The following is a 25,502-nucleotide window of genomic DNA, read 5'->3' on the forward strand; positions in this document are numbered from 1 at the left end:
GAAACAAAGAATAGGAAGAAAAACGCAGTCACGCATTGGAGTACAAAGCGAAGGCTTGCTGGTGCCTGACAGAAGTCGGCGATCAGCGAGCCTCGATTGGTCAGGAAACGCCGGTTCCTGATTTAAGGTCTTCTTGAACAATGCGGCGTCCTGGACGCTCTTTGCTGGTCTGGACAGTGCGGAGGAAGAGTTCTTCCAGAGACGATGAAGGCTGGCCGGCTTTGTGAAGCTTGACCTTGTGTTTATCGAGGACAGCCTGGACGTCTTTGAGAGCTTCAGGACTGAGTTTGCTGGTGAGGAGTTCGGTTTCTTCCTGCTCTTTGAGGAGTTCAGAAACGTCTCCCAGAACCTTCAGTTCGCCGTTATAAAGGATCGCGATGCGGTCGCAGACGTCCTGAACGTCGGCCAGAAGGTGGGAGCACATGACAACCGTCTTGCCTTGCTCACGCAAGCGAATGATCAGGTCCTTCATGTCTCTGGTACCGAGTGGATCCAGACCCGAGGTTGGTTCGTCGAGGAGAACCAGTTCCGGATCGTTGATCAGGGCCTGAGCCAGACCGATACGTCGGGTCATCCCTTTCGAGTATTCTTTGAGCTGACGCTTACGGGCGTGCTTAATGCCAACCATCTCGATAAGTTCATCGCGACGCTGACGTCTTTGTTGGGGCGACATCTTGAAGAGTCGGCCGTAGAAATCGAGAGTTTCTTCCGCGTTCAGAAAGCGGTACAGGTACGATTCTTCCGGCAGGTAGCCGATGCGTTCGTTCTTTTCGACATCGTGAGCAGGCTTGCCGAGGACTTTGATATCTCCCGACGAGGGGAACAGCAGCCCCAGGAGCATTTTCATCGTCGTGGTTTTTCCCGAGCCGTTCGGTCCTAGCAGACCGAAGATTTCGCCCGGTTTGACGTCGAGGCTCAGCGATTTAACAGCTTCGACCTTTTTACGTCCCCAGAAGTCGCGATAGATCTTGGAAAGGTTGCGAATTTGAATGACTGGTTCAGTCGACTGACTCATTTCGATTCCACTTGAGCTTAAAAATGACGGTATCACAGTCCTGACGTTCGGCGCGAGCGAAGATCCTTCGGCTCAGGCCTGAAACAGTCGGATTTGGGACGCATGTAAGATGGGCACAAGCGTCAGAAATCAAACCCTATCAGAAGTGGATACATAAGGAATAATGAATATGAAGAAATCCCTTGAAAATTATCATGCAGGGTTCGCGTCCAAGATTCCAGTATGTCGGGTTAAGAAATGGGTAAGAAAGTGATTTTGGTAACCAGCATGGTGGTTTGGCGTTCCAGCATGTCACCATTCGACCATTCCATGGTTCTTGTGCAGTCGTTAGATCACGAATAATTGTGCTACTCGATCAATCGACTGCGAGAGCCTGAAACCAGTCCAATGCGTGAGCGTCCACGCTGATGACTCCGACAGTAGGTCATGGAGGATCTGCAATCTTTCGTACGTCAGCCGCGAGATTTGCGTTGGGAAAGATATTCTAAAAGAGCGCGATCGAATCGCATGCTCGTATCCAGTGGGACATAATCTGCCCCCATCTGGAGAGCTTTGGAGCGGAAGCGTTCACGGAACTCGGCGAGCGCTTTGAGATATTCCTGCTGAATACCCAAGCCGTCGACGCGGAGTTCCTGGGCCGTTTCCGGATCTTTCAGTTCGACTTGTCCCTGAAACGGGAAAGTGACCTCTGCTTCGTCGAGAATATGAAAGAGGATGACGTCATGACCGGCATGACGAATGAGCTGGAGGCTTTTAAGGACCTCTTCGGGTTCGGTGAGCAGGTCGGAGAAAATCATCAGCAGGGATTTGTGTTTAATGATCGAGGGATAACGTCGGAGACTGCCGGCGAGGTCGGTAATCCCAGCTGGCTTGGATTTGGCAAGGTAAGCAAGAATGGTGGCCAACTGCGTGCGACGGCTTTGGGCGGGGATGATATTGCGGATTTTTTCATCGAAAGTGATCAAGCCCACAGGATCCTGCTGATGGATCATCAGGTACGCAAGCGCTGCCGCCAGACAGATAGAGTATTCGAACTTCGTCATCGACTGGCGATAGGTGTACGCCATCGACTCAGAGAGGTCCATCATGAGGAACCCAGTCATGTTCGTCTCGGCCTGGTACTTCTTGATGTAGTACCGGTCGGTCTTGGCGAAGACGAGCCAGTCGATGTCCTTGAGGTCGTCCCCCTGCGAGTAACGACGGTGTTCGGAGAATTCAACGGAGAAGCCCTGGAACGGCGACGCATGCAGCCCCGAGAGAAAGCCTTCGACAATAAACTTCGCACGAAGATCCAGCCGCGCGACGGTCTGAATGACTTCGGGTTTCAGATATTGTTCGGCGGTTTTCATTGTGTATCACCCGGATTGGCCAAGTATCTCACGCGCCAATCAATGTCCTGAGCGAGATCTCTTTCTATAGCATCTGCGATGAGAGGAGCCCACTGCCTGAGCTTTTCAATACTTACTCCTTCAATGTAAATTTTGAAGAATTGTTCTCGAGAGCGGATAACGTACTCACCATTTGAAAGATCGAGACCATCTTTACTAAGAACGAACTCTGCAACAGCCTTGAATTGTTCAGGGACCTTGTCTGTCAACTTCATTTGAAGCGAAGGAAGAATGATTTCAAACCAATCATTTTCGACTACAAATGGATCAATAACCACCTTGGCCTTTTTTTTATTGTTTAGTTCGTGCGAGGAGTATCGAAAGTTATCCCAATCATAGATTTCTGAAGACCTATTTTCTTTCTTAAGCTTAGAAACAGGAATGAAATGATCAACTTCACCGTACGCTATCCACATGCAGCAGTATGCGCATAGTTCTTTGAACCCGGCCCTTAAGTCCGGTTCGAATTGACTCCAAAGGTTTTTCGCAGTTGTGAAACCAGGGTTTTCCTCTAGCCAATGTTGACCGGGTATCCGACATTCCTTATCAAATCTTCCAGGTTTTTCCACACGATCAAACTTCTTCACTGCTTGCTCCCCATTAACCATCTTGGCCAAAATGGATCTAAAGCAGGAAGTAACCTCTTCAGTTCCGAGGTAATTTCGTCTCTAGTGCTTAAGTGCTCTGGAAGTTGATCGAGGTCTCCTCGTGCAAATGCTTCTGCTGCTTCAATGGCGATTTCAGCAGGCTTTGATCTAGCTTGTTCAAGTCCGAATATGGGGGACGTTAGCCAGCCAACGGCATCACCGTACTTTATCCATGTTTGTTCTTCAAACGTGATTTGTTGGGTCGTGTTATCCCAATCGAACAAGAACAGGTGATCAATCTGCTCATCAAAGCGAGGCTCAAGTGAAGCTAATACTAGTGGAGAATGAGTGGCGCTGATGACCTGCAAGTTTAATCCTGCTTTCATACTGTTGAAAGCCGACAGTATTGCTGGAAAAATGGTTCTTTGCCATTTTGGGTGAAGATGCGATTCGACCTCGTCAATAATTAAAATTACTTGATCTGTTGTTTGGCCTTTGCTCTTTAGCCGAGCTGCATTTTCATGTTCCGTCCATGCCCATACAAGCAGATAAGCAATCTTTACGATCCTTTTAACACTCGCTGACCATTGGGGATACGCCAAGACTCCACTACGAGTCTTCAGAGCTGGATAAGACCTTGGATCATCAGCATCTAAACGTACTGGGGCAACGCATTCAAGAGGTTCTCTTGGATGCGAGAGGCTCTCAACCGTTGCCTTTAATAGGCGAAACGGCTCTCCATTCTGGTGATACCAGTTTGACCAATCAGAAATCAGGCCGTTGCAAAGAGGTTTTCCGTTTGCCCATAAGCCATTTGCAACATCTCGGGGCATAGTCGAACTTGTGATATCATTAACGGAATCGATTCGTTCAGGTTCAAAGAGATACGCTCTTGGTTCATCATCATTTTCACTTGTGCCACGCCAGTAGTTTCTGGCAGGATCCCATACTGAAAAACTCCCATCGACTGCAGCATAAATAACAAGGCCAGCCATTGGTGGGCGACCACGCTGACGATGCCATGTCCATGATTCAAAATCAAAATCAGCCTTTCGATCCGCCTCCGTTGTCTTACTCGCAACTTTGTATTTGATTGTTGGTGCTTGTGAATTTTCCTGTGGGCGTGCCATGCGAGCGCCTGGCCATGTACCTGTCAGGCACCAAAAACATAAATCAAGCAAGAACGATTTTCCCAGGCTGTTGTCGCCTGTGATAATGTTTAGTCGCTCGCCAAATTCAGCAGTAAGCTCTGCTGTTGGACCTGTTCCAGTAAGTGTCAAACTTCGCAACATGGAATTCGAGTTCCTCGGAAGTCAAAAGGGTTATCGCTTCTCGTACTTCTCAATCGTCGATTCCGGCAGTTCGGCGATCAGCCGTTGGACGAGGGTGTCGGTGGTGTAGCCTTCGGCTTGGGCTTGGAAGTTGGTCGCGAGGCGGTGTCTAAGAACGGGGACAGCGACTCGTCGGACGTCGTTGAATGAGATGGCGGGGCGGCCGTCCATGGCGGCCATGGCGCGGGCGCCATTGATGAGGTATTGGCCGGCGCGGGGGCCTGCTCCCCAGTCGATCATTTCTTTGATGAACTTAGGGGCAGTCGGGTCGCTGGGGCGAGTCGCACGGACAATGCGGGCGATGTAATTGAACAGGAGCGGGCTGATCTCAATCATGCTGATCTGCTTTTGCAGGTAGAGGATCGAGCGGGCCGAGAGGACTTTGCGAACTTCCGGCTTCTCGCCGCGGGTGGTCGCTTCGAGGATGCGGATTTCTTCATCCAAGGTCGGGTAATCGACCTTGATGTTGAACATGAAGCGGTCCTGCTGGGCTTCTGGCAGCGGATAGGTCCCTTCCTGTTCGACCGGGTTCTGAGTCGCGATGACGAAGAAGGGGTCAGGGAGGTCGTAAGTCGTCTGGCCGTAGGTGACCTGACGTTCCTGCATCGCCTGCAGGAGGGCGGCCTGGGTTTTGGGCGGGGTTCGGTTGATTTCGTCTGCCAGCAGGATGTTGGTGAAGACGGGTCCCTGGACGAAGCGGAATTCTCGACGGCCGGCTTCATTTTCGTCGAGGACGTTGGTGCCGGTGATGTCGGAGGGCATCAGGTCGGGGGTGAACTGAATGCGTTTGAAGGAAACATCCAGAATTTGGGCGATCGTGCTGACGACGAGGGTTTTCGCGAGGCCGGGGACACCAACCAGAAGGCAGTGACCACCCGTGAAGACGGCAGCCAGGATCTGCTCAATGACCGCGTCCTGGCCGACGATGACTTTGTGGAGTTCATCGGTCATCAGTTCGCGGTGTTTTTTGAACTTGTCGAGGAAGTCGTCGAAGTCTTTCTTCTCGGTCGCCAATGGTGTGTCCTCAAAGCAGTCTAGTGCATTCCGGTCAGGTAAAATGGCCTGACCTTGCCGTCGAGGTCGTCGACAACGACAATCATCTTAGAGAATCGGGTTCGCAAAATCGATCACTGGATCGTAATAACTTTGCGTAACTCATTTGTACGTGGACGACTACACAATCTGTTGGCAGTTTCTGCTGGATGTCAGGACTTTTCATGATTGATGGACCATTGAAGGCTGTCTCCGTTGCCTGTGGAATGCTTTGTGTTGCGTTATTAACGCTGGGGCAAACAGCGAATCTGCCCGCTCAGGAACCGACATCAGAGATGGTTTTGAAGTCGATCGAGCGAGGCCGGACGTTTCTGGTCAGCAAGCAGAACGCAAATGGCAGCTGGCCATCGAACATGAATGAGCGTTATCCGACAGGGGCGACGAGTCTGGCTGTGCTGGCGCTGCTGAATAGCGGTTTAGATGCCAAGCACCCCGTCGTCGCCAAGGGACTGAATTTCTTACGGTCGACCAAGGAACCGGAGCCTTCGACGACTTACGAGACGTCTCTGTTATTGTCGGTCTATGCAGCTGCTCATCAATATGACGTCGATCGGACGAGGGCGGCAATCCTCGCGCAGAAGTTGGAAGCATCAATCATCACGCGCGGGCCCGAGCCAGGGAACTGGGGATATAATGTTTCGCTGACGGGGTCGAACAGTGAATCGACGGATCGAAGTAACGGTCAGTTTGCGATCCTTGGACTGCGCGAAGCCGTTTACATGGATTATCGCGTCGATCGGAAGACGTGGGATGCTGCGTTGAAGCATTGGGTCGGTGCCCAAAACGGTGATGGCGGCTGGGGATATCGTGGCGGCGTGAATGAGAGTGGCTCGACGGGAAGTATGACTTGTGCGGGAATCTCATCGGTGAGTATCTGCCAGCATTTCCTCCGCGATGAAGAAGCACTCAATCCAGATGGCACACCGATCTGCTGCGTCGAACCGAAGAATGACATGGTACTCGAACGGGCATACGCCTGGATGGACCGCAATTTCACGACGAGCCAGAACCCTGCTTCTGGCGAATGGTGGCTGTATTATCTGTACGGTCTTGAGCGGGCCGGTCGTTTGTCAGGACAGCGATTTTTTGGGGACAATGACTGGTATCGAGATGGGGTACGCAAGATCCTCCAGCGCCAGAATGGGGCGAACGGTGAGTGGCGGGGACTAGGTTCGATTGAAGCTGAGCCGACGATCGGGACGAGCTTAGCCTTATTGTTCCTTTCGAAGGGCTTGTCGCCTGTGCTGATCAACAAGGTGAAGTACGGAAAGAATGCCGGCGTTGCGGGGATTCCTTTGGGGGGAAGCTGGAATAAACACCCTCTCGATGCCAGAAATCTGACGGAGTTCATCTCGACGAGACCGCGGTGGCCGAAGCTGATTTCGTGGCAGGAGCTGGATCTTTCTGTAGCGGCGAAGACAGGATCGGTCGCGGATCTGCTGCAGGCGCCGATTCTTTACATCAGCGGGGATGAGAATATCAACCCGTATATCAACGAAGCGGAGCTATCGCTGTTACGGGACTATGTCTATCAGGGAGGATTCATCTTTGCGGTCGCCAACTGTAAAAACGCCGAGTTCGATGATGGGATTCGTCAACTCGTCAGGCGGATGTACCCGAATGACCAGATTGATTTGAGGCCTTTGCCGCCCGATCACCCGATTTACCGGAGTGATTATCTGCTGGCAGCTGAAGGTGTCGAACTTGAGGGAGCGGATATCGGATGTCGGACAGCGATTGTCTATTCGCCGTACGATCATTCGTGTTTATGGGACAAGTGGTCGATTGCTCCAAGTGCAAAGCAGACGCAGGCGGCGACATCTTCGATCTTCAAATCGCTGAGTGTCGGCGTGAATGTGATTGCGTATGCGACGGGTCGGGAACTGCCGGACAAGCTGAAGAGTACAGAGCTACTGGCCGATTCCAAGACGAGCCTGGAACAGCAACGCGGAAACCTGCAGTTGGCAAAATTGCGTTATGAAGGGGACTGGAACACAGCGCCCAATGCCATCGTCCGGATGTTGAACGCGGTGAATGAATCAGTCGGCGTGCCAACGGTCGCGGAGCCCAAGCAGGTGGCGCCGTCGAGTCCGGAATTGTACCGCTATGCGATGGTGATGATGCACGGCCAGCGGAACTTCAACTTCTCGGTTGACGAACGAGATCGCTTGAAGTCCTACCTGGAAAACGGGGGAGTGCTCTTTGCCGATGCCTGCTGCGGAGCTGAGAAATTTGACGCCAGTTTCCGACAGCTGATGACAGAGATGTTCGGAGCAGGGGAACTCAAGCGGATTCCGTTAAATGATGAGCTGTTTGGAATCTTTCACAAGCTGCAGACAGTCAAGCGTCGCGAATCATCATCAGGGCTCAGCGGCGGCGGAGATCGGACCATTGAGACCAATGTCAAAGACGTCGAGCCCTTTTTGGAAGGCATTCAGATCAATGGTCGATTTGTGGTCGTTTATAGTAAGTACGATATCTCTTGCGCATTAGAGAAGCAGAATGCGATCGGATGTGAAGGTTATGTAACCGAGGATGCAACACGTCTCGCGATGAACATTGTGATGTATTCCATTCTTCAGAATTTGTCGGCAGAACCGCCTACAGAACCAAAAAACAGCACGCAGTAGGTTGATTATTGCGCGCAGTATTATGTGGCTTGCAAAATGGCACAGCGTTCGCAGCTTTTTTGGTGGTTTCACCTCGCGTTGCACTCAGTCGGCTACCGAAACTGACCTTCTGTGCGACGCAGGTAATTCTTTCACGTAAAATGTTTACGTCTGCATGCATGTCTGTCCGCGATGCTCAGTGATGCGTATTGTGCAGAAATGTCAAGCAAGGCAAGACATTGCTCAAACTCGCAACGAATCTCAGCAATTTCGAACAAATGCAGGGAAAACTTTGCGTAATTCCCGAAAACTATTAGCTACGCTTAACATCGTCGATTCATCATTGCGGGAACTTCACATAAAAATTGCAACCCCCCTTGAGTCAAGGCTTAGGGTTTGTTCTTTTTCAATTATCGACACATCTTAGAATACAATCTCGACTCGCCGAGTTAGACACGGTCTATAAGCATGAACCTAGTGATTATTCAGCACGAGAAGCTGTTCTCTCGTGGTTTGAAATACTTGATCGGTCAGTCTGTCAGCCTGCAGATTCACGAACTGCCAAGCGCAGACGCCGTCGAATCGCAGTTGGTCAGTCTGAATCCGAATGTTGCGTTGATCGATGTGGATTTACCGAGCTGCTGCCCTTTCAATCTCGCCGAACGCATCAGCGCACTCGTGCCGATGTGCAAAATTGTGTTTCTTGGCCGCACGGCCACGAACCTGCTGGTTTCAAATGTTCTCCAAGCGAAGGCTGATGGTTTCCTGCTGAAGTCAGACTCTCAGGAGACAATCGTTGAAGCGCTGCATAAAGTGCTCGCAGGAGAAGTGTTTTATACGTCGTCGATGATGAACATGATTGTGTTTGATCCTCACTTGCGGGCGTATCGGATGGCTTCCGATGGGCAGGGACCTTTGCTGACCAATCGTCAGATTGAGGTTTTGCGCTACTTGGCCTGGGGGCATAGCGTCAAGCAGATTGCCAAGATCATGCACCTGTCTGAGAAGTCGGTCGACAGCCACAAGTACCGCATTATGAACCGTCTGGGAATTCACGATCGCGTGAAACTGGCGCTGTTTGCAATTCGGGAACAGCTGATCGATCCCTGGGCAGCGGAAGAAATCTCCTGATGATGATTTGATGGTGGAAGCGAATGCGGGCCACGCTTCGCTGAGTGGTGAAGAACGTTTTGAATGAATTTCGTGTGGACGCTTTTTGTGCCACCCGATGTGAGCGAAGTGAACCACGTCCCGCGACACGCTATACTGGATGCCTGTGTCTACATGCGATGTTTTGCCATGGCGACGCACTAGATTTTCATGACGTTGATCACAAGTGTGGTGGGATTGCATGGCATCGGTTCAAGACGAGATTCTCGATCTTCGCAGGCAGCTGGAGGATCATAATTATCGCTATTACGTCGAGGCTCGCCCGACGATTTCGGATCTGGACTTTGATCGCCTGCTCAAGAGGCTGATTGAACTGGAAAGCGAGCATCCCGAGTTCGATGATCCTGCGAGTCCGTCGAAGAAGGTGGGCGGGGAGCCGATTGAGGGTTTTCGGACAGTTCCTCACCGACTGCCGATGTTGTCGATAGATAACGTGTATCAGGAAGCGGAGTTGTTGGAGTTCGATACGCGGGTTCGTAAGCTGCTGGAAGTCGACGAGATTGAGTACACAGTCGAGTATAAGATCGATGGGGTCGCGCTGGCCCTCGTCTATGAAGATGGAAAACTGGTGCAGGCGTTGACGCGTGGAAATGGGCGTGAGGGGGATGACATTACGCATAATGCCCGCGTCATTCCGGATGTTCCGCTCAAGCTGACGGGATCGAAGGACCGGGCGATTCCGAAACTGATTGAGATTCGCGGGGAAGCCTATATCCGGAATTCGGATTTCTCGAATCTGAGACTGGCACAAACAGAGCGGAGAGAAGTGCCGTTTGCGAATCCGCGAAATGCAGCAGCAGGGGCGCTGAAGTTGCTCGATCCGGCGCTCTTTGCGCCTCGGAAGGTGCGGTTCTTTGCCCACGGCCTGGGCTATACCGACGGGTTCAATGGGGTGCGTCACAGTGAGGTGATTGAGACGATGCGCCAGTTTGGGCTGCAGGTGACGCCGGAGTTGACGACGTATCCGAACATGGCGGTGCTGATGGAGAACATCGGGCCGATGATGGAAAAGATGACCGAGCTGGACTTCGAGATCGATGGGCTCGTCATCAAGGTCAACCGGTACGATCTGCGGAATGCGCTGGGAAACACGAGCAAGTCGCCACGGTGGGTGGTTGCGTATAAGTGGGAGAAGTATGAGGCGATCACGAAGCTGCTGAGTATTGAAATCCAGGTCGGAAAGACGGGAACGTTGACGCCGGTGGCACACCTGCAGCCGGTGGAGATTGCGGGAACGACGGTGTCTCGTGCGTCGCTGCATAATGAGGATGAGTTGAAGCGGCTAGAGTTGATGATCGGGGATACGGTTGTTGTCGAGAAGGCCGGGAAAATCATCCCGCACGTGGTACGTGTAGAGAAAGAGCAGAGGAGCGGGAGTGAGACAACGTACGAATTTCCAACGGTTTGTCCGGCGTGTCAGCAACCTGTTGTGAAGGACGAAGGGGGCGTTTATATCCGGTGCATCAATCCCGATTGCCCGGCACAGTTGCGAGAGCGGTTGCGTTTTTATGCCTCGCGCGGGGCGATGGATATTGAAGGGCTGGGAGTCAAGATGATCGAGCAACTGCTCGATGCAGGACTCATTGCCTCGCTGCCGGATGTTTATCGGTTGGCGGACAAGCGGGAGCAGATGCTGTCGCTGGAGCGGATGGGAGCCAAAACGATTGATAATCTGCTGGCTGGGATCGAGGCTTCAAAACAGCAGCCATTGTGGCGATTATTAACGGGACTGAATGTCCGCCATGTCGGAACGCGGAACGCTCAAATTCTGGCGGAGAAGTTTTACACCGTTGACCGGATCATGGCACAGTCGGCAGAAGACCTGGCGAACGTCGATGAGATCGGGCCGACGATTGCGCAGTCAGTTGCCGATTTCTTTGCGTCGGATGCCGGCAAAAGACTGATCGAGGAACTGCGATCACTGGGGCTCAATCTGGGAAGTGAAGAGGAAGCAGTCGCAAGGCAGGCAGCTGCGGAAGCAAGTCCAATTGCGGGAAAGACGTTTGTCGTCACGGGGACGCTGGTGAAGTACAAGCGGGATGAGATTCAGGATCTGATTCGCATCAACGGGGCAAAGGCGGGGTCGTCAGTCTCGAAGAATACGGATTACCTGGTCGCAGGTGAGAATGCGGGAAGCAAGCTCGCGAAAGCCGAGCAGTTGGGGGTCAAAGTGTTGTCGGAGGATGATTTCGAAGCGTTGCTCAAGGGTGACGCGGGGTGACATTCGCCAGGGAGAGGGGGGCTGTATGTTGACGATTGAATATGCCGATGGATTCTCGCGTGTGTTTGGTTATGACGATCTGGCATCGCTGGCCGGATCGGCTCGGGTAGACGATGTTTCCACACTCGACGAGCGTCGCCACGGGACAGGGGTACGGTTTGAATCGCTCGTTGAGAAGGATCGCATGGAGGACGCAAGTAAGGTGACGTTGGTTTCGAGTGAAGATGGATTTCAGGTGACGATACCTGTTGCGATCGCGCTGGAGCAGGGAGTGGTATTGTATGCGTTGAATGGAAATCCCTTGACGGTGGAGAAGGGTGGGCCGTTGCGTTTCTTTATGCCGAAGACGGTCTCTTGCCAGACGAAGGAACTGCCAGCGGGGGTGTTGGACAACTGTGCGAATTTGAAGCATCTGGTCCGGGTGAGGATTGGGAAAGTCGTGGGGACAAACTAAGACTCGGCGTGGGAGGCATTTCGCAGATGTCCCTCATTCAACCTCGCGGTTTTACATGGCGAGCCGAAGGTTCGACTAGTCCACTTTCTCACGTGGCGAGAAGGATCAGAGTGGAAATCGAGGGCATTGAGGCTTGCGTTTGTGGAATGGGTTGGGGCATGATGGAGGCGTGCTGAATCACGGCTATTGTGTTTGGGATCTTGTTTCACATCTGAGGTTTTCATGATGGTGTCTCGTTTGCTGATTGGGCTGCTGGTAGTGGCTGTTGTTGTGGTCGGATCTGAGGTGTCTGCGCAGTCGCCGACGCAAGTTCAGGCGACGATGAATGTACTGCCTCAGAGCACCAATGCCCTGGCGATCTTTCGGTTTGATGCCCTGATGAAGACGCCACTGGGGCAGTCAGAGCAATGGAGTCAATATCCAGAAAAGCTGGGGATTGAGACCGTGCCAGCCTGGGTGAAGTGGGGGATCGTCGCGAAAGAACTCGATCCAGTCCGCGGGCAATTGTGGGAGATTGGACTGGCACCGCTGCCTGCTCACTTCACGCTGGCTGATCTGGCGAAAGAGCAGGGGCTGACGATGCAAACCGTCGGCGACGTGCCAGTCGCGCGGGGAACGGATCGCAATGCCTACTATCTGCAACTGGCAGGCAATAATGAGGCGAAGACGTTTGCATTGGTCTATCCCGCGGCTTACCGGTTTGTATCGCAGTGGATTTCTGCGTTGACTTATCGAACCAGTCCACCGGTGTTTGCACCGACGTTGACGACGGCTTCCGGCAAGACGGCGCATGTGATCATGGCGCTCGACCTGCGCAGCGTGTTCGATCCGCTGCTGGTTCAGGACTGGGTGGGCAAGACGTGGCGCGAAACGTCAGGGACTCAGACTCCCACAAACGTGGCGACGTTTCTGACCGGCCTGGAAGGGGTCAGCGTCTCGATGATCTCGACGACCTCGATGCAGGCAACGCTGACGATTCACTCGTCAGCTGACATCAAGCTGAGTCCGGACTGGATCAAGCGAGTCTTTGAAGAAATTCTGACGGAGCGCAATCTGGAAGTTGATGAGTTGGAGTCACTGCAGTTTCAAGTCAGCGAGAAGACAGCGACAGCGACCTTTACCGTACAGCCACATAGCCTGCGTCAGTTCATGTCGCTGTGGTTGTCGCCTCATCTGCAGGCACCGAGTGCTGATCCAGTTCCTCCTGCGACAACAGACACGCCCCAGGTGACTCGTACGACTCCTCAACAGGATCGCCAGGCGGGCGAAGATGCGGTCTACAAAGCCAGTCAGAATTACTATCGCTCCGTTAATCAAATGCTGGATGATCTGTCGCGGGCAAGTCGACGCAGCACGAACTACCTGCAGACGGCGACATATCATGACCGTTATGCCCAAAAGATTATTGACCTGCCTTACGATGGGGTTCCGGATGAACTGCTGCAGTTCGGAGGGAAAATTGCAGACTATCTGAAGGCGCTGGCGTCGTCGTTGCGGGGGATGTATATCAGCGTCAACACGGATGAGAAGTCGATTACCTATCAGAGCAATTACAATCCTGGCTGGGCATCAGCGAGTGTCTGGGGGGCCGTTGGCGGGCAGATGCCTTATTACAACGTGACCTCGAATGTTGAGAATATCCGCGAGAAGCAGGCAGACACGATCAAGAAGGCGACCGAAGAACGCGAGAAGATCTGGCTGATGATAGATCGAGAGCGAACCCGGATGAAGCTGGAGTTGACGGACCGATTCGGGGCGGAGTTCGTCGAAGGGAAGTAACTGAAGTAACTTGAAAGTAACTGATTTTAAAGGATCGTTTAGAAGTCGCACTAATCTGGGCGACGTACTTGTGCAACAAGGGCGAGCTAACGATCCTAACCGCTGTCACCCAAAGCCTAGGCCATCGACGAGTAGCTCACGGTTCTTCCTGGAGTTTTACTCCCTCGGTTAGGATTGCGTTGAGTGGGGGTGGGAAGCGATGATGGCGCAGTGAGCGCTTAAGGCAATTCGCAGAGTTCCCTCATCCGTCAGCGAAGCGCTGCCACCTTCTCCCCGGGGGAGAAGGACTATACTGAGAAAGTTGAATTTGTATGGCTGTAGAGATTACGTCGTTACCGAAGTATGAGCCGCGGTTGGTGGGGTCACACAAGGGGAGTTTTGGGAAGGCTCTGCTGATCGCCGGCAGTTGGGGAATGACGGGTGCGGCCGTCCTCGCTGGCAAGGGCGCGTTGCGGAGCGGGGTCGGGCTCGTTTCCGTTGCGACGGCGGATGCTTGTGTGCCGACGATCGCTGCCGGAGAGCCTTCGTATATGACGCTGTCATTGCCGGAAGATGGTGATCGACGGATCAGCCTGGTCGAGCATCATAGTTTATTGAAGACAGCAGAGAGTTGTACGTCGGTCGGAATCGGACCGGGGTTGGGAAGGTCGTCTGATCTGGATCACACGGTTTGCGGGCTGGTGCGTGATCTGCCGTTGCCGCTGGTGATCGATGCGGACGCGATCAATGCCCTTGTCTCGCATCAGCCGTATCTGGAGCAACGACACGAGGAGACGATTCTGACGCCGCATCCAGGGGAGTTTGCCCGACTGCTGGATATCAGCACGCATGATGTGCAGGAGAAGCGGATCGAACTCGCGGTCGAGTATGCAATGAAGTATCAGGTCGTCGTCGTGCTCAAAGGTGAAGGGACCGTGGTGACCGATGGGGCCAGGTATTACGTCAACAAGACAGGGAACCCGGGGCTCGCGACGGGTGGGACCGGGGACGTGTTGATGGGGTTGATCACGGGGCTCGTGGCCCAGCCGGGGTTCAAGGCGTTTGATGCGGCGTGCCTTGGTGTTTATCTGCACGGGCTGGCGGGGGATCTGGCGGCACAAGAGTTATCGCAGCCGGGGATGTTGGCGAGTGATTTGCCGTTTTATCTGGCGAAGGCATGGACGCGGTTTGTGGGGTGAGGCGGCGCTGGGGAAGGCACCGGAAGGACGAGGCTCCGACCGAGCCGCTGTCCCGTGTTGCACACATTCAACAACGACTATACCTTGATTAGCGCCTCTTCCACACAGGCCTGAAGGCCCATCATCTGTCAGCCCAGTATGAAATCCTGGGTTAGCGTAACCCAAAGATTCTCTCCCGTCCTGTAGAGACGGCTCACCTCGCATTCCACACTGACCCGTCCTTACAGGACGGAATCGTCTTGTCTCACCTTGAACCCAGGATTTCATCCTGGGCTGGTAAAAATCGTCCCTTCAGGACGAAAAGACGAGGCCGTCAATGCCCCGCTTAGAGCTTGTGTTCGCACTGCAGACCGTTACATCCATGCGACGAAACGCGTGACTGGCGTCTCGAACGCTGTCTCGTACTTCCGTTACAAGCCTGCTTCCTACCGGTCGCAGCTATCGAAGACCGGCGCGAAGCCCAGCCCTTCGTCGGTCAGGACGCTGGTGGTGACTTCGCCGTCTTTGATATCGAAGAGGGCGGGGTAGGCGGGTTCGTAGCGGGTGTTGGCGCTGGGGCAGTATTGGCGGCCGTTGCCCTCGATGGCTTGGACGGTGGGGATGCGGGCGGCAAGGGCGCTCGAGTGGAGGAAGCTGGCGCCGGGGCAGGTGAGGTCCTGGACACAGAGAAAGAGGTTCTGCTTGATGGCGAGGGCGGCCATGAGAAGTGATTCCGTCTGCCCTTTACAGGCTTTCAAGGCGACTCCGGAGTAGCCAAGTTTTCGGGCGAGTTGGAAGCTCGCGATGTTGGTGAGAGATTCGTCGATGACGACCGGTTTGATTTTCGATGCCGTGGAAATGTCGAATTCGGGGGTGTCCTGGAGGTTGCGGGCCATCGGTTGTTCGACGTATTGAATGCGATCGAAAGCGCGGCTGCTGGTCGACTTCACCGCATTGAGGACATCGAGCACGGTCTGGACGTTGGGGCAGCCTTCGTTGAAATCGAGAGAGTAAGCAATAGGACGAGATGGGGCGCGAGTGATGTCGTTCCAGGTGTTCGTGACGACTTCGTCGATGCGCAGCGTGCGGGCGATGTCAGCTTGCGGGTCGGTGCCGGAAAGTTTGATTTTGAAGTGAGTGATGCGCTGAGTGAGGATCCAGTCGACGAGGGTTTCGGGCAAGCCGTCGTTCAGGCGGGTCGTGAGGTCTTTGTCTTCGAGAGCATCGAGGCCGCCGACGAGATGGTACAGGGGCATGGTCGGGGTGGGGGTGTTGTTGACGTATTGATCGAGGTATTCGCCTTGGAATTCATCGCCGAGATAATACGCGAGGTCATGATTCATATAATCGCGTGTGAGCGTTTCAAAAGAGTTTTTCTGGTGGAGACGGCCGTAGGCATCATGGATGGCGGCATCCAGAGAACTGGCAGCGACGAGTTGGGCGAGTTTGGGCATGGTCTCGTTGAGAGAAGCCTGAGTGACGATTTCGCTGGCGAGGGAGTCATAGTGATGATGGAGTTCGAGAACGATGTCAACAGGGTGGCTGAGGGTGGAGAGGGAGACAGCAAAGGCAGCGACGTTCTGGCCGAAGTCTCGCATCGCTTGCGCGGTTTGTGGTTCCGTGAGGGTTTTCGTGGGCCAACCCCAGACGTTCCCCAGCGGCATGGAACCATAGCCAGTCGCGCGACGACCGTCCGGGGATTCGAGGGTGACCTCGGTATTCATGAGGTCGGTCTGGGTGACGACGCGTCCGCCGAACTTGAGTGGGGCGCGGAAGGCGACCGGTTCAAAGGTGACGTTGGCTGCGATGACGCGGGCGTTGTGGGGGTTCATAAGGTGGGATTTCAGAATGGGACTTGGCCGCGGTCCGAAGTCGTAGGGTGCTGGTGAGTCTTCAAACCGCACCAAATGCGTGCACAACTTCAAACTGTCATTTGAAGCCACAATTGGTGCGGTTCGCAGAGCTTCACCAGCACCCTGCATCGAACGAGAAAGCGTGTGCTTTAACGGATCTTAGCAATTTGTTTTTCGTCAGATAAGTCCGCGGGGGATTCCACATGGAGAGGCATCGTCAGTTCGGCGATATGCTCCGCTGGGGATTCCATGTCATAGGCGGGAGCGACGACGATGGAGTGCTCCATCACGGTCATGTGCTTCCACTTGCCGGTGAGGAAGCGGAGGAGCAGGCTGACGCCGAGGACGATGATGTAGATCGAGATGACCCACCAGGCGATATGGAGGGTGGTACCGTAATAGCCGAGGACAAGCATCGGGATCAGCAGAAGGCAGATGGAGGTGATGACCGTCAGGACGGCAGGGAAGTGTGTGTCACCGGCTCCGCGAATGGCGCCGCCGAAGATGGTGGCACAGCCGTCGAAGAAGGTGTAGATGCAGACGTAATGCAGGAGGGTCGTCGTCATCGCCTGGATTTCTGGGACGTCTTTCGTGGCATGCAGCAGGTAAGGATACATGAGTGTTTCGGGAATCGCGAGGTAGGCCGTGATCCAGACAGACATGTAAAGGAACGCCAGACCGAAGGTCATCCAGGCCGTTTTTTCAGCCAGGTCTGGTCGCTTCTCGCCGATGCGCTGACCGACGAGCGTCGTCACAGTGATCCCCAGTCCCATGAGAGGAATGAAGGTGAGCGAGTTCAGGCTGAAGGCGAGGTTACTGGCGACCAGCGGGATCGTCCCCATTTTACCGACAACCAGGAGGAAGGCCATGATGCCAACGATGTCGACAAACATCTGCATGCCGGTGGGGAAGCCGTGACGGAGCATCCGACCAGCAAGTTCACGGTCGAAACCGAATGTCTGACGGAAGGGATAGGCATTGTAACCCTTGGCGAGATTGATCAGCAGGACCATGAACGCGCAGGAGGCAACGTATCCAGCGATCGTCGCGACAGCAGCGCCTGTGACGCCGTAGGCGGGAATCACGCCTTCGATGCCGAAGATCAGGAGGTAGTCGAGAATCGCGTTGACGAACAGGGCGCAGATGTTGGACCACATGACAACGGTCACCGCGCCTCGTCCGGAGTAGAACGACGTGAGAGCTGTGTTGATCAGGATGATGGGTGATCCGTAGGAGTAAAAGCAGAAGAGAGTGACTTCAAGTTCCTGGACTTTGGGGTCATGCCCGAAGCGTGCAAAGAGCATGGCGACGAAAGGCGCGATGACCGCCAGGAACAGTCCGAAGAGGGTGGCAAGGAAGATCCCTTGCCAGAGAGAGGCAGCGACCCGGTCCCTTCGTCCGGCACCGTGATACTGGGCGACGAAAGTGTTGACGTACAAGACTGTGCCATAGGCCAGGCTCATCATCAACCAGTTGAACAGGCCGGCGGGCATCGAGGCGGCGAGGGCTTCCTGGGAATACCAGCTGAGAAAGACACGGTCGATCGAGTGCATCAGCGAAACGGATCCCGAACTGATAATCAGCGGGATGGCGACTGAGAGAAGCTCTGCAAATGAACCAGGAGTATAGCGAGTGCGAACGGGAACGCTGGGAGAGTCCATGTCTGATCCGTCAGGTGTTAAAGTCCTCGTCGCCAATGAGCACAGCCGCTGCGACAGGAATCGCGAGAGTCGACAGGAAAGAGAAAATGGTTCAGGATGAGTCGTCGATATCGAGTTGCGTTTCTGGGCAAGACAGTAGAAACGCACTCACTGGGGACTGAACAAGTTCATTCTCTTCGGACGCTCGCGGTAGTTTTTTTGATGAAAGATTGAGTCCGCGATTATAGCTATTGTGGACGCATCGCAGTGTCTCCTGCGTGAAAAAATCATGAAAGACGGCGGAGAGGCGACACTTCTCAAGGCCAAAGGTTCGCAGTTTTTTTCAGCCGCACAACAAAAAAGCGAAGGTTACTGGGGGACAGTAGCCTTCGCAAAGGAATCATGATGGGAGCACGTGAAAGAGTTATGAGCGGTTGAGACCATCTCACCCCCTCTCAATTGCAGCTCTCACCGGAGTATTAGCCTTTAGGGCGGATTTCTCGTTTTTTGACTTCCTCGTCTTCGACGATGTAAGTGTCTTCCATGTAGGTGACTTCGTCGACTGGTTCGATGGGATAGCGTTCATCAACGCGGCTCCAGGCGTCCATGGAGGCAAGACGAGCCTGATCCCAGTCGAGTTTGTCGCGATAGGCACTCGCTTCCCAGTCTTTTCGAAGCGCCGGTTCGGCTTGTTCAAAAGATTGGTCGTTGTAGCGGCTGCGTGACTCCCAGCCGTGTCGGTAAGCGGGTCCGTACGTGGTGTTGTAGTCAGCGTCTGGATCGTAGTAATCGCGATTCGCGAATTCGTCCTGCCAGTAGGCTTCTTCAACTGTGGGGTCGAGTTGTTCGCCCACGGCTTTGCCGGCGAGTCCACCTGCGATCCCGCCAAGAATGGCACCCGTGACTGTCCCGGCTGGACCAGCCAGAGAGCCTGCTGCTGCACCGGCGGCAATTGCCCCAAGCGCGGTGCCTGTTCCGACCGAGACTGGATGGGCGCCGGTTTCGCCGCTCAGCGGGTCTTCGTTACGATCTGCCATAGGATGATTGTCTGTGACGACTTTCTTGCGAGCCATGATGTGAGTCCTCTCAATGGGATGTGTTGAATGGTGAACTGCGTCTGTCAAACACGTTGTCATTGAAATGTGATGGTCGCAAAGGATGTGCCGCAAAAGACTTGCCTGTTGCGTCATTTTCGGACAATTGGGGGCAGTGGGATGCATGCCGATGAGCACAAATGCCATGCCGGGGCCCAGCATGAGCGCATGAACCGCAGAGCGATCGTCACCTGAATGGTAGTTAAACGCTCACTTTGTTAGAATGACTCGCGGCAGAGCAGGCATGTCATTGCCGAATTGGTGGTGACAGGCGTCGCAGTCATGGAGCATCGCGTCGAAGTTGAGACGGACGGGAGTGATCTCTTTGAGTTTGGCGGACTCATAAAGTTTCGTGCCAGATTCACGCACGTTGGTGGCGTTGACGGCCCATGCCTGAGGATCTTTGATGGGGCGCATGAGCAGAAGGTTGCCCGATTCTGCCAGGAGAAGAGAATCCGCCAGAACGGCTTTCCATGCGTCTTCGTCGAGGATGTCGTATGAGAGGCAGGCAACCAAACGCTGGTAGGCTGGCTTGTTGATGCCTTCCATGAAGTCATGGACCGACGATTCGACGGCTTTACTTTCAATCAGGCTGCTTGGCGTCGGAGTACGTCCCGACTTGATCATGGTGGCGGAAATGATGAGAAGAAGGGGGAGTGTGGCGCACAAGACCCACGCGTAGGTTTTCGACATCGGGCTCGCTTTTTCCATTCAGTATAAGTTGAATGACACAGAACGGATATGCGTTCTGTGAAGCGTATGTGATGGCGATGAAGAGAGAACGTCGACGGCGCGGATGCTGTGGTTCCGGCGGCTTCGCCGTCGGGGTTGGGCCAACCCCGACTACCCGAGTCTGAAAACTAAGCGGATTGTTTTTGTTGGTCGTCGTCGGCTTCGCGGAGCCAGGAGATAGCGTCTTCTAAGCGTGACAGCAGTTTTTCCTGAGTGCTTAACAAGGACTGGATGCGCGACTCGTCCTGGCCAGGGGTCGCGTTGAGTTGAGACTGGCAGTCTTCGAGGTTCTCAGACAGTTCCGCAAGAGTGTCGAGGATCTGGAGCTCTTCTTCGGCGAAGAGTTCGTCGTCTTCCTCGGTTTCCTGCTGATGAGCTCGCTGGACGATGGCGTCGTAGAGACTACGGGCGGCTTTACGCTCTGCGTCTTCCTGTTCCTGAAGCATCGTCATCTCCTGTTCGATCAGGTCGACGAGTTCTGTAGCTGAGAGTTGCTCGAGGTCCATCTCTTCGTCATCGAGGTCAAGTTCGAGCGGGATGGTGGTCGCGACGACTGATGTCTTTGGTTCGACGTTTTTTGTGAAAGGAAGCGTCGCGGTAACGGCTTCTGCATCCTGATGAAACTGGAAGCGGTAAGAGCCAATCGTGAGGACGTCCCCATCAGTGAGCTGGCTGCTGCGGACAGTTTGCTGGTTGACGAGGAGCGCTGGTGCTGAGACCAGAGAGCTGATTCGAAGGCCCGCAGCGGATTGTTCGATGATGCTGTGAACCATCGGAATGCCAGCGCCACCAAGTTGCAGGTGGCAGGTATTGCCGGCGCCGATCAGGAAACGGGCGACGTTAATCGGACGTTGTTTGAAATTGCTCTTCCCGCTGACGATTGTCAGGTAGGAGGACGCAGCCGGCTGACCGGGGGCGTGTTCCTGGGGTGGAAGATTCTGTGCCATACCGAACCTGCTTCCTGCGGGTGTCGCGAGATAGACGGGGCGCATCGTCGCGCCATCATTTTCTATTTTCGTCCATGGAACCGCGAATTCATGACTCAGATCGGGGGAATGCCGGGTTTCTCCCTAGATTCAAGTCGTCTTGTCGTAAGACGTTGGGGAAAACTCTGTCAAGGGACGTAAGTCAGGCAGAGTTTGCGGGAAGTAGGAAAGCAAGGCTGAAAGGTTAGTACGGTGTTTACCCGTGCGCAAGTTATAAGCTTTCATGCGCAATATGTCAGCATGCCCTCGTTTTCGCCGCGACTTCGATCCTGAGTCGCCTACAGAAGGGTCGTTCTAAGCGGTGTAATAAACGGATGTTGCGTTTATTTGCAATTCTTTCAATCGCTGAGGCACGATGTTTGCCACATGCGAATTGCCTAGAGAGGCAGCATGCACCTCTCTGCACGAGGTTTGAGACCACATTGTTCGAGTGACCTCACTCGCCATCAATCTTGAAAGAGTGTTCAGTAACGAATAGACGGATCGTCCTCGGAACATGGATGTCAGTACGGTCAGTAAACATTTTCTGTTTTTAACATTTGCTTAGAAAAAGGAACCCCATGAGTAAACAGATCGCGCTCGTGTCGATGAGCTGCCTCTTCCTCATGCTGGCCGGTATGATGCCTGCTGCCAGCACTGGAATGATGACAGCCTCGGCCGTTTATGCTCAAGAAGAGCCCGCAGCCGCCACGGCAACTCCGGCAGCTGAAACGCCTGCTACCGAAGTCGTTGAAGCCGTCGTTGAAGAAGCGGCAGCGCCAGCGGATCTTGGTGTCGGGTACGCCTTCGACAACGGAATGCTGCTGATGTTTGCATTCCTTGTTCTGTTCATGCAGTGCGGTTTCGCGATGGTTGAAGCAGGTTTCAACTCTTCGAAGAACACCGTCAACATTCTCGCAAAGAACCTGATGGACTTCTGCGTGGGTGGTCTGCTGTTCTACATGATCGGCTTCGGAATCATGTACAACGGCAGCTATTCAGAGCCTGTCGTCAAACCGACTGATTACTTCGGTTTCGGCGGTTTTGGAATTTACGAGCAAGGTGCAACCCGAACCTTTGCAGCTCAGGCTGACTTCCTGTTCCAATGTGCGTTCGCTGCGACTGCTGCGACAATCGTTTCTGGTGCCGTCGCTGGTCGTATGACCTTCAAGGCTTACCTGATCTACACCGTCTTCATCTCAGCGATCGTTTACCCGATCAGTGGCTACTGGAAATGGGGCTACGGCTTCCTTCACGACATGGGCTTTTATGACTTCGCCGGTTCGGGTGTTGTGCACATGGTTGGTGGATTCGCAGGACTTGCTGGAGCAATCTGCCTGGGACCTAGGTTGGGACGATTCAGCTCAACCGGAAAATCTCAAGCGATGCCAGCTCACAACATGTCTCTGGCTGCCCTGGGTGTCTTCATCCTGTGGTTCGGCTGGTACGGCTTTAATCCTGGTTCGGTTCTGGCCTTCCAAGGAACTGCAAAAATCGATCTCGTCAGCATGGTCGCGGTCAACACAACCTTGGCTGCATGTGCCGGCGGACTCGGCGGCATGTTGCTCGCTTGGGTGATCTTCGGCAAACCTGACTTCGCCATGGCCTTGAACGGTGTTCTGGCTGGTCTGGTTGGTATCACTGCCAACGCTGACGGCGTTGACAACATGGAAGCCATCATCATCGGTGCTGTTGCTGGTCTGCTCGTCGTCGTCGCAACGATCGCACTGGACAAGATGAAGATCGACGATCCCGTCGGTGCCTTCCCTGTCCACGGCGTCTGCGGTATGTGGGCACTGATCGCAATTCCGATCTTCTGTGACTACGGCTCCGCTGAAGTCACTCTGGCTGATGGCACGACCAAGGATGTCATCTTCGGGACTTGGCCGGCTCAATTGACTGGTTTGGCAGTCCTCGCTGTCTGGGCTTTCGTCACGATGTTTATTCTGTTCATGATTCTGAAGGTCGTCGGAATTCTCCGCGTCACTCCAGAAGAAGAAGAACAAGGTCTGGATATCTCCGAGCACGGGATGCACGCTTATATCCACTAGTCCTGTCACGATTGCTGAGCCTGCTGCAAGGACTGCCCGCAGGCTCGAGCAGTCAACTTGGGAACCGACAGGAAGTCGGCTGTTTGAACTGGCTTTAAACACCCGCGGGAATAAATTCCGGCGGGTGTTTTTTTGCATGCCTTCTTACGACAAACGGCATTCGCGCAAATGGGAATCAGCGAACCAAGTGAAGGTCTGCGACTCACTCAAGTACATGATCGTGATGCGAGTCGTTCGAGGTCGACACACTGGCTGACCGATGCCGTCAACAAAAAAAGACCGGAGACACCATCAGGTGTGCTCCGGTCTTTTCAAGTTTGAAGCCAACTATTTCCCGACAATACATCGCGGCGAGAGAATGCACTTGTACCAGGGATTGCCAGTCCCGTAACACGTTCCCGGCATCGGCTTGCTGCAGTAGGTATCAGGATACCAGCACTGCTTACGGCACGGTGGAACAGGGATCGGCTTCGAGCAATAGGTATCAGGACAACAGGTCGGCACAGGACAGACACAGGGCTCTGGCTTGCAACGATAGTCGTCAGGACAGCACAGCGAAAACGCGCCCAGTACGCAGCACGGATTCCCCGAGCCACATCCCGCTTCCCCAGCCGAGGCTGAGGTCACCAGTGAGGCAACCGTAGCCATGACCAGCAGCATCGTTTGGAATAACCGTCGAGTACTCATCATTGAACAACTCCTTGTGCGGGAGGCGTCACTTGTTCTTCCGTCCGAGCTTCAGGGGGTGCAGGAGGAACAATATCACCAGTTGGGGGAACCGGCGTGTCAACCGGAACTGGTGGCAGAACCATGGTGTTGACTGCGATCGTCGGAGGAGCATCCAGTCGAATCTCCCAACCACCGCCCAGTGCACGATACAGATCGACGACAGCCTGAGCAGAATTCCCGCGGGCAATCGCCAGCGCTTCCTGTTGGCTGAGCAGCAGCTGCTGCACAGTGAATAGACGGTTGAAGTCGATTTCCCCTTCGCGGTACTTCACCTGGGCAACGCGCTCCGCCTCAGCAGCTTGAGATGCACTCTCTTCGAGGACCTTGATCTGATCGCTGTAGTGAATGTAGGCGACGATCGCGTTCTCTGCTTCTTCGTTCGCCTGCAGAATTGCCTGCTGATAAGCTGCGACAGCCTGTTGGAAACGGGCATCGACGGCTTCAATATTGTTGAGCAGTCGACCGTAATTCAAAATGTTCCAGCGAAGACCAGGGCCGACGGTCCCGCCGAACGCGGAGCTCTTGAACATGTCGGCAAACTGACCCGCTTCCCAGGCCATTGTGCCGTTGACCGAAACGTGTGGATAGAGCTCAGCAGTCGCGACGCCGATTTCTGCACTTTGGGCAGCCACCAGTCGCTCTGCACGTCGTACATCAGGACGACGCCAGACCAGCTCAGCAGGAATGCCAACAGACAGAATCTCGGGAGCGGCTGGAATCATCGCATCGCCGTGCAGCATGTATTCCAGATCATGAGGCGGCATCCCCATCAGGACCGACAATCGGTTTGTCGCTTGTCGTCTCGCGATCTCGAATGATTCGACCGCAGCGAGCGTATTGCCAAGATTCGCGCGAGCCTGTGGCGTATCGAGTTCGCTTTCTGCCGCTCTGGCATCCAGTCGAGCCTGTGCAACGCGTGTACTCTCGGTCTGAAGTTCGGCGTTCTGGCGAGCGACAGCAAGTCGCTGCTCAACGGTACGGAGTTCGATATAAGTCGCCGAGACTTCTCCGATCAGGATCACCAGAGCATCATCGAAGTCTTCAATCGAGGCATCCAGACGTGCATCTGCACTTTCAATCGCACGACGATATCGACCCCAGAAGTCGAGTTCCCAGCTCAACGTGCTACCAACACGCCAGTTGCTGAACTCGGTCAACGCCAGATTGCCAAACCCTCCACCACCACCTCCCAGGTTGGGGAAGGTCGCGGTCTCTGTACTACGGGACGTTCGTGTGTATTCACCCAGAAGCTGCTGCGTCTGCGGGAACAGGTTTCCAGCCGCGACGCCTCGCAGCGCGCGTGCTTCCGTCACACGAAACCCGGCTTCACGCAGAGTAATATTCTGTCGATAGGCGTTTTGGACCAGGTTCTCCAGAACCGGATCATTGAAGACGCGCCACCAGCCACGATGATCCGAAGGTACAGTCGAGATCTGAGGATGCTGGGAGTCGATCCAGTCATCCGCTACGGGGGCAGCGGGACGTTTGTAATTCGGTCCGACTTTGAACCCGTTTTGGAAATATTCTTTCGCCGGGGTGCAACCCGAGCTTCCCGCCAAGGCGACGCACAGCGTGCCAACGACATACCACTTTTTCGATCGTAACATGGCCGCAAGGTCCTCCTGACACTAATGACCAGTGGCATCTTCGTGAGAGCCACCAGTCCGACATCCT

19 protein-coding genes are annotated in these 25,502 nt (G+C 54.2%); 7 read left to right on the top strand and 12 right to left on the bottom strand.

Features of this window, described 5'->3' with window-relative positions:
* Window positions 1–100: 100 nt before the first annotated feature.
* The 5 genes from SH248x_RS02180 to SH248x_RS02200 form a co-directional block, all read right to left on the bottom strand.
* Window positions 101–1,015, bottom strand: a complete 915-nt coding sequence (locus tag SH248x_RS02180) for an ABC transporter ATP-binding protein (RefSeq protein WP_459556875.1) — start codon at window positions 1,013–1,015, stop codon at window positions 101–103.
* Window positions 1,016–1,467: 452 nt separating this feature from the next.
* Window positions 1,468–2,364, bottom strand: coding sequence for a DUF58 domain-containing protein (locus SH248x_RS02185; protein WP_459556876.1), 897 nt, complete (start codon window positions 2,362–2,364; stop codon window positions 1,468–1,470).
* A complete protein-coding gene (locus SH248x_RS02190) occupies window positions 2,361–2,990 on the bottom strand; it encodes a hypothetical protein (RefSeq protein ID WP_459556877.1) in 630 nt (209 codons plus the stop codon). Before SH248x_RS02190 ends, SH248x_RS02185 begins: the two co-directional genes overlap by 4 nt.
* Window positions 2,987–4,282, bottom strand: a complete 1,296-nt coding sequence (locus SH248x_RS02195) for an AAA family ATPase (RefSeq protein WP_459556878.1) — start codon at window positions 4,280–4,282, stop codon at window positions 2,987–2,989. The genes SH248x_RS02190 and SH248x_RS02195 overlap by 4 nt, the downstream gene beginning before the upstream one ends.
* A 30-nt stretch (window positions 4,283–4,312) precedes the next feature.
* Window positions 4,313–5,335: an AAA family ATPase gene (locus SH248x_RS02200; RefSeq protein WP_459556880.1), complete on the bottom strand. Its 1,023-nt coding sequence runs from the start codon at window positions 5,333–5,335 to the stop codon at window positions 4,313–4,315.
* A 203-nt stretch (window positions 5,336–5,538) separates the two neighbouring features.
* Here SH248x_RS02200 and SH248x_RS02205 point away from each other — a divergent pair, with 203 nt between their 5' ends.
* From SH248x_RS02205 to SH248x_RS02230, 6 genes are all read left to right on the top strand, one after another.
* Complete coding sequence (locus tag SH248x_RS02205) at window positions 5,539–8,004, top strand: DUF4159 domain-containing protein (protein ID WP_459556881.1); 2,466 nt, start codon at window positions 5,539–5,541, stop codon at window positions 8,002–8,004.
* 447 nt (window positions 8,005–8,451) lie between these two features.
* Window positions 8,452–9,114, top strand: a complete 663-nt coding sequence (locus SH248x_RS02210) for a LuxR C-terminal-related transcriptional regulator (RefSeq protein ID WP_459556882.1) — start codon at window positions 8,452–8,454, stop codon at window positions 9,112–9,114.
* 220 nt (window positions 9,115–9,334) lie between these two features.
* Entirely contained in the window at window positions 9,335–11,374 is a 2,040-nt protein-coding gene (gene ligA, locus SH248x_RS02215; protein ID WP_459556884.1) for an NAD-dependent DNA ligase LigA, read from the top strand.
* Window positions 11,375–11,399: 25 nt separating this feature from the next.
* Complete coding sequence (locus SH248x_RS02220; RefSeq protein WP_459556885.1) at window positions 11,400–11,828, top strand: molybdopterin-binding protein; 429 nt, start codon at window positions 11,400–11,402, stop codon at window positions 11,826–11,828.
* 222 nt (window positions 11,829–12,050) lie between these two features.
* Complete coding sequence (locus SH248x_RS02225; protein ID WP_459556887.1) at window positions 12,051–13,607, top strand: hypothetical protein; 1,557 nt, start codon at window positions 12,051–12,053, stop codon at window positions 13,605–13,607.
* A 311-nt stretch (window positions 13,608–13,918) separates the two neighbouring features.
* Window positions 13,919–14,785 (top strand): ADP-dependent NAD(P)H-hydrate dehydratase, encoded by an 867-nt coding sequence (locus SH248x_RS02230; protein WP_459556888.1) that lies wholly within the window; start codon window positions 13,919–13,921, stop codon window positions 14,783–14,785.
* A 425-nt stretch (window positions 14,786–15,210) separates the two neighbouring features.
* Here the strand turns inward: SH248x_RS02230 and SH248x_RS02235 are convergent, their stop codons facing one another.
* From SH248x_RS02235 to SH248x_RS02255, 5 genes are all read right to left on the bottom strand, one after another.
* Window positions 15,211–16,596 carry an enolase C-terminal domain-like protein gene (locus tag SH248x_RS02235; RefSeq protein WP_459556889.1) on the bottom strand — a complete coding sequence of 462 codons (1,386 nt, stop codon included), beginning with the start codon at window positions 16,594–16,596 and terminating at the stop codon, window positions 15,211–15,213.
* Between the two features lie 170 nt (window positions 16,597–16,766).
* On the bottom strand, window positions 16,767–18,278 hold the full coding sequence (locus SH248x_RS02240) for an MATE family efflux transporter (RefSeq protein WP_459556890.1): 1,512 nt from the start codon (window positions 18,276–18,278) through the stop codon (window positions 16,767–16,769).
* Window positions 18,279–18,736: 458 nt separating this feature from the next.
* Window positions 18,737–19,330 carry a hypothetical protein gene (locus tag SH248x_RS02245; protein WP_459556892.1) on the bottom strand — a complete coding sequence of 198 codons (594 nt, stop codon included), beginning with the start codon at window positions 19,328–19,330 and terminating at the stop codon, window positions 18,737–18,739.
* A 231-nt stretch (window positions 19,331–19,561) separates the two neighbouring features.
* Window positions 19,562–20,044: a hypothetical protein gene (locus SH248x_RS02250; protein ID WP_459556893.1), complete on the bottom strand. Its 483-nt coding sequence runs from the start codon at window positions 20,042–20,044 to the stop codon at window positions 19,562–19,564.
* 167 nt (window positions 20,045–20,211) lie between these two features.
* A complete protein-coding gene (locus tag SH248x_RS02255) occupies window positions 20,212–21,030 on the bottom strand; it encodes an FHA domain-containing protein (protein ID WP_459556894.1) in 819 nt (272 codons plus the stop codon).
* A gap of 659 nt (window positions 21,031–21,689) precedes the next feature.
* Between SH248x_RS02255 and SH248x_RS02260 the strand changes: the two genes are divergently transcribed.
* The gene (locus tag SH248x_RS02260; protein WP_459558568.1) at window positions 21,690–23,099 is read left to right on the top strand and encodes an ammonium transporter; all 1,410 of its coding nucleotides are present in this window, start codon (window positions 21,690–21,692) and stop codon (window positions 23,097–23,099) included.
* A 327-nt stretch (window positions 23,100–23,426) separates the two neighbouring features.
* Here the strand turns inward: SH248x_RS02260 and SH248x_RS02265 are convergent, their stop codons facing one another.
* Both SH248x_RS02265 and SH248x_RS02270 read right to left on the bottom strand, forming a co-directional pair.
* Window positions 23,427–23,789 (bottom strand): hypothetical protein, encoded by a 363-nt coding sequence (locus SH248x_RS02265; RefSeq protein ID WP_459556895.1) that lies wholly within the window; start codon window positions 23,787–23,789, stop codon window positions 23,427–23,429.
* Window positions 23,786–25,435, bottom strand: a complete 1,650-nt coding sequence (locus tag SH248x_RS02270; protein ID WP_459556896.1) for an outer membrane factor lipoprotein domain-containing protein — start codon at window positions 25,433–25,435, stop codon at window positions 23,786–23,788. The genes SH248x_RS02265 and SH248x_RS02270 overlap by 4 nt, the downstream gene beginning before the upstream one ends.
* Window positions 25,436–25,502 lie beyond the last annotated feature (67 nt).

Source organism: Lacunimicrobium album (assembly GCF_052161635.1).
Classification (GTDB): Bacteria; Planctomycetota; Planctomycetia; order Planctomycetales; family Planctomycetaceae; genus SXPC01.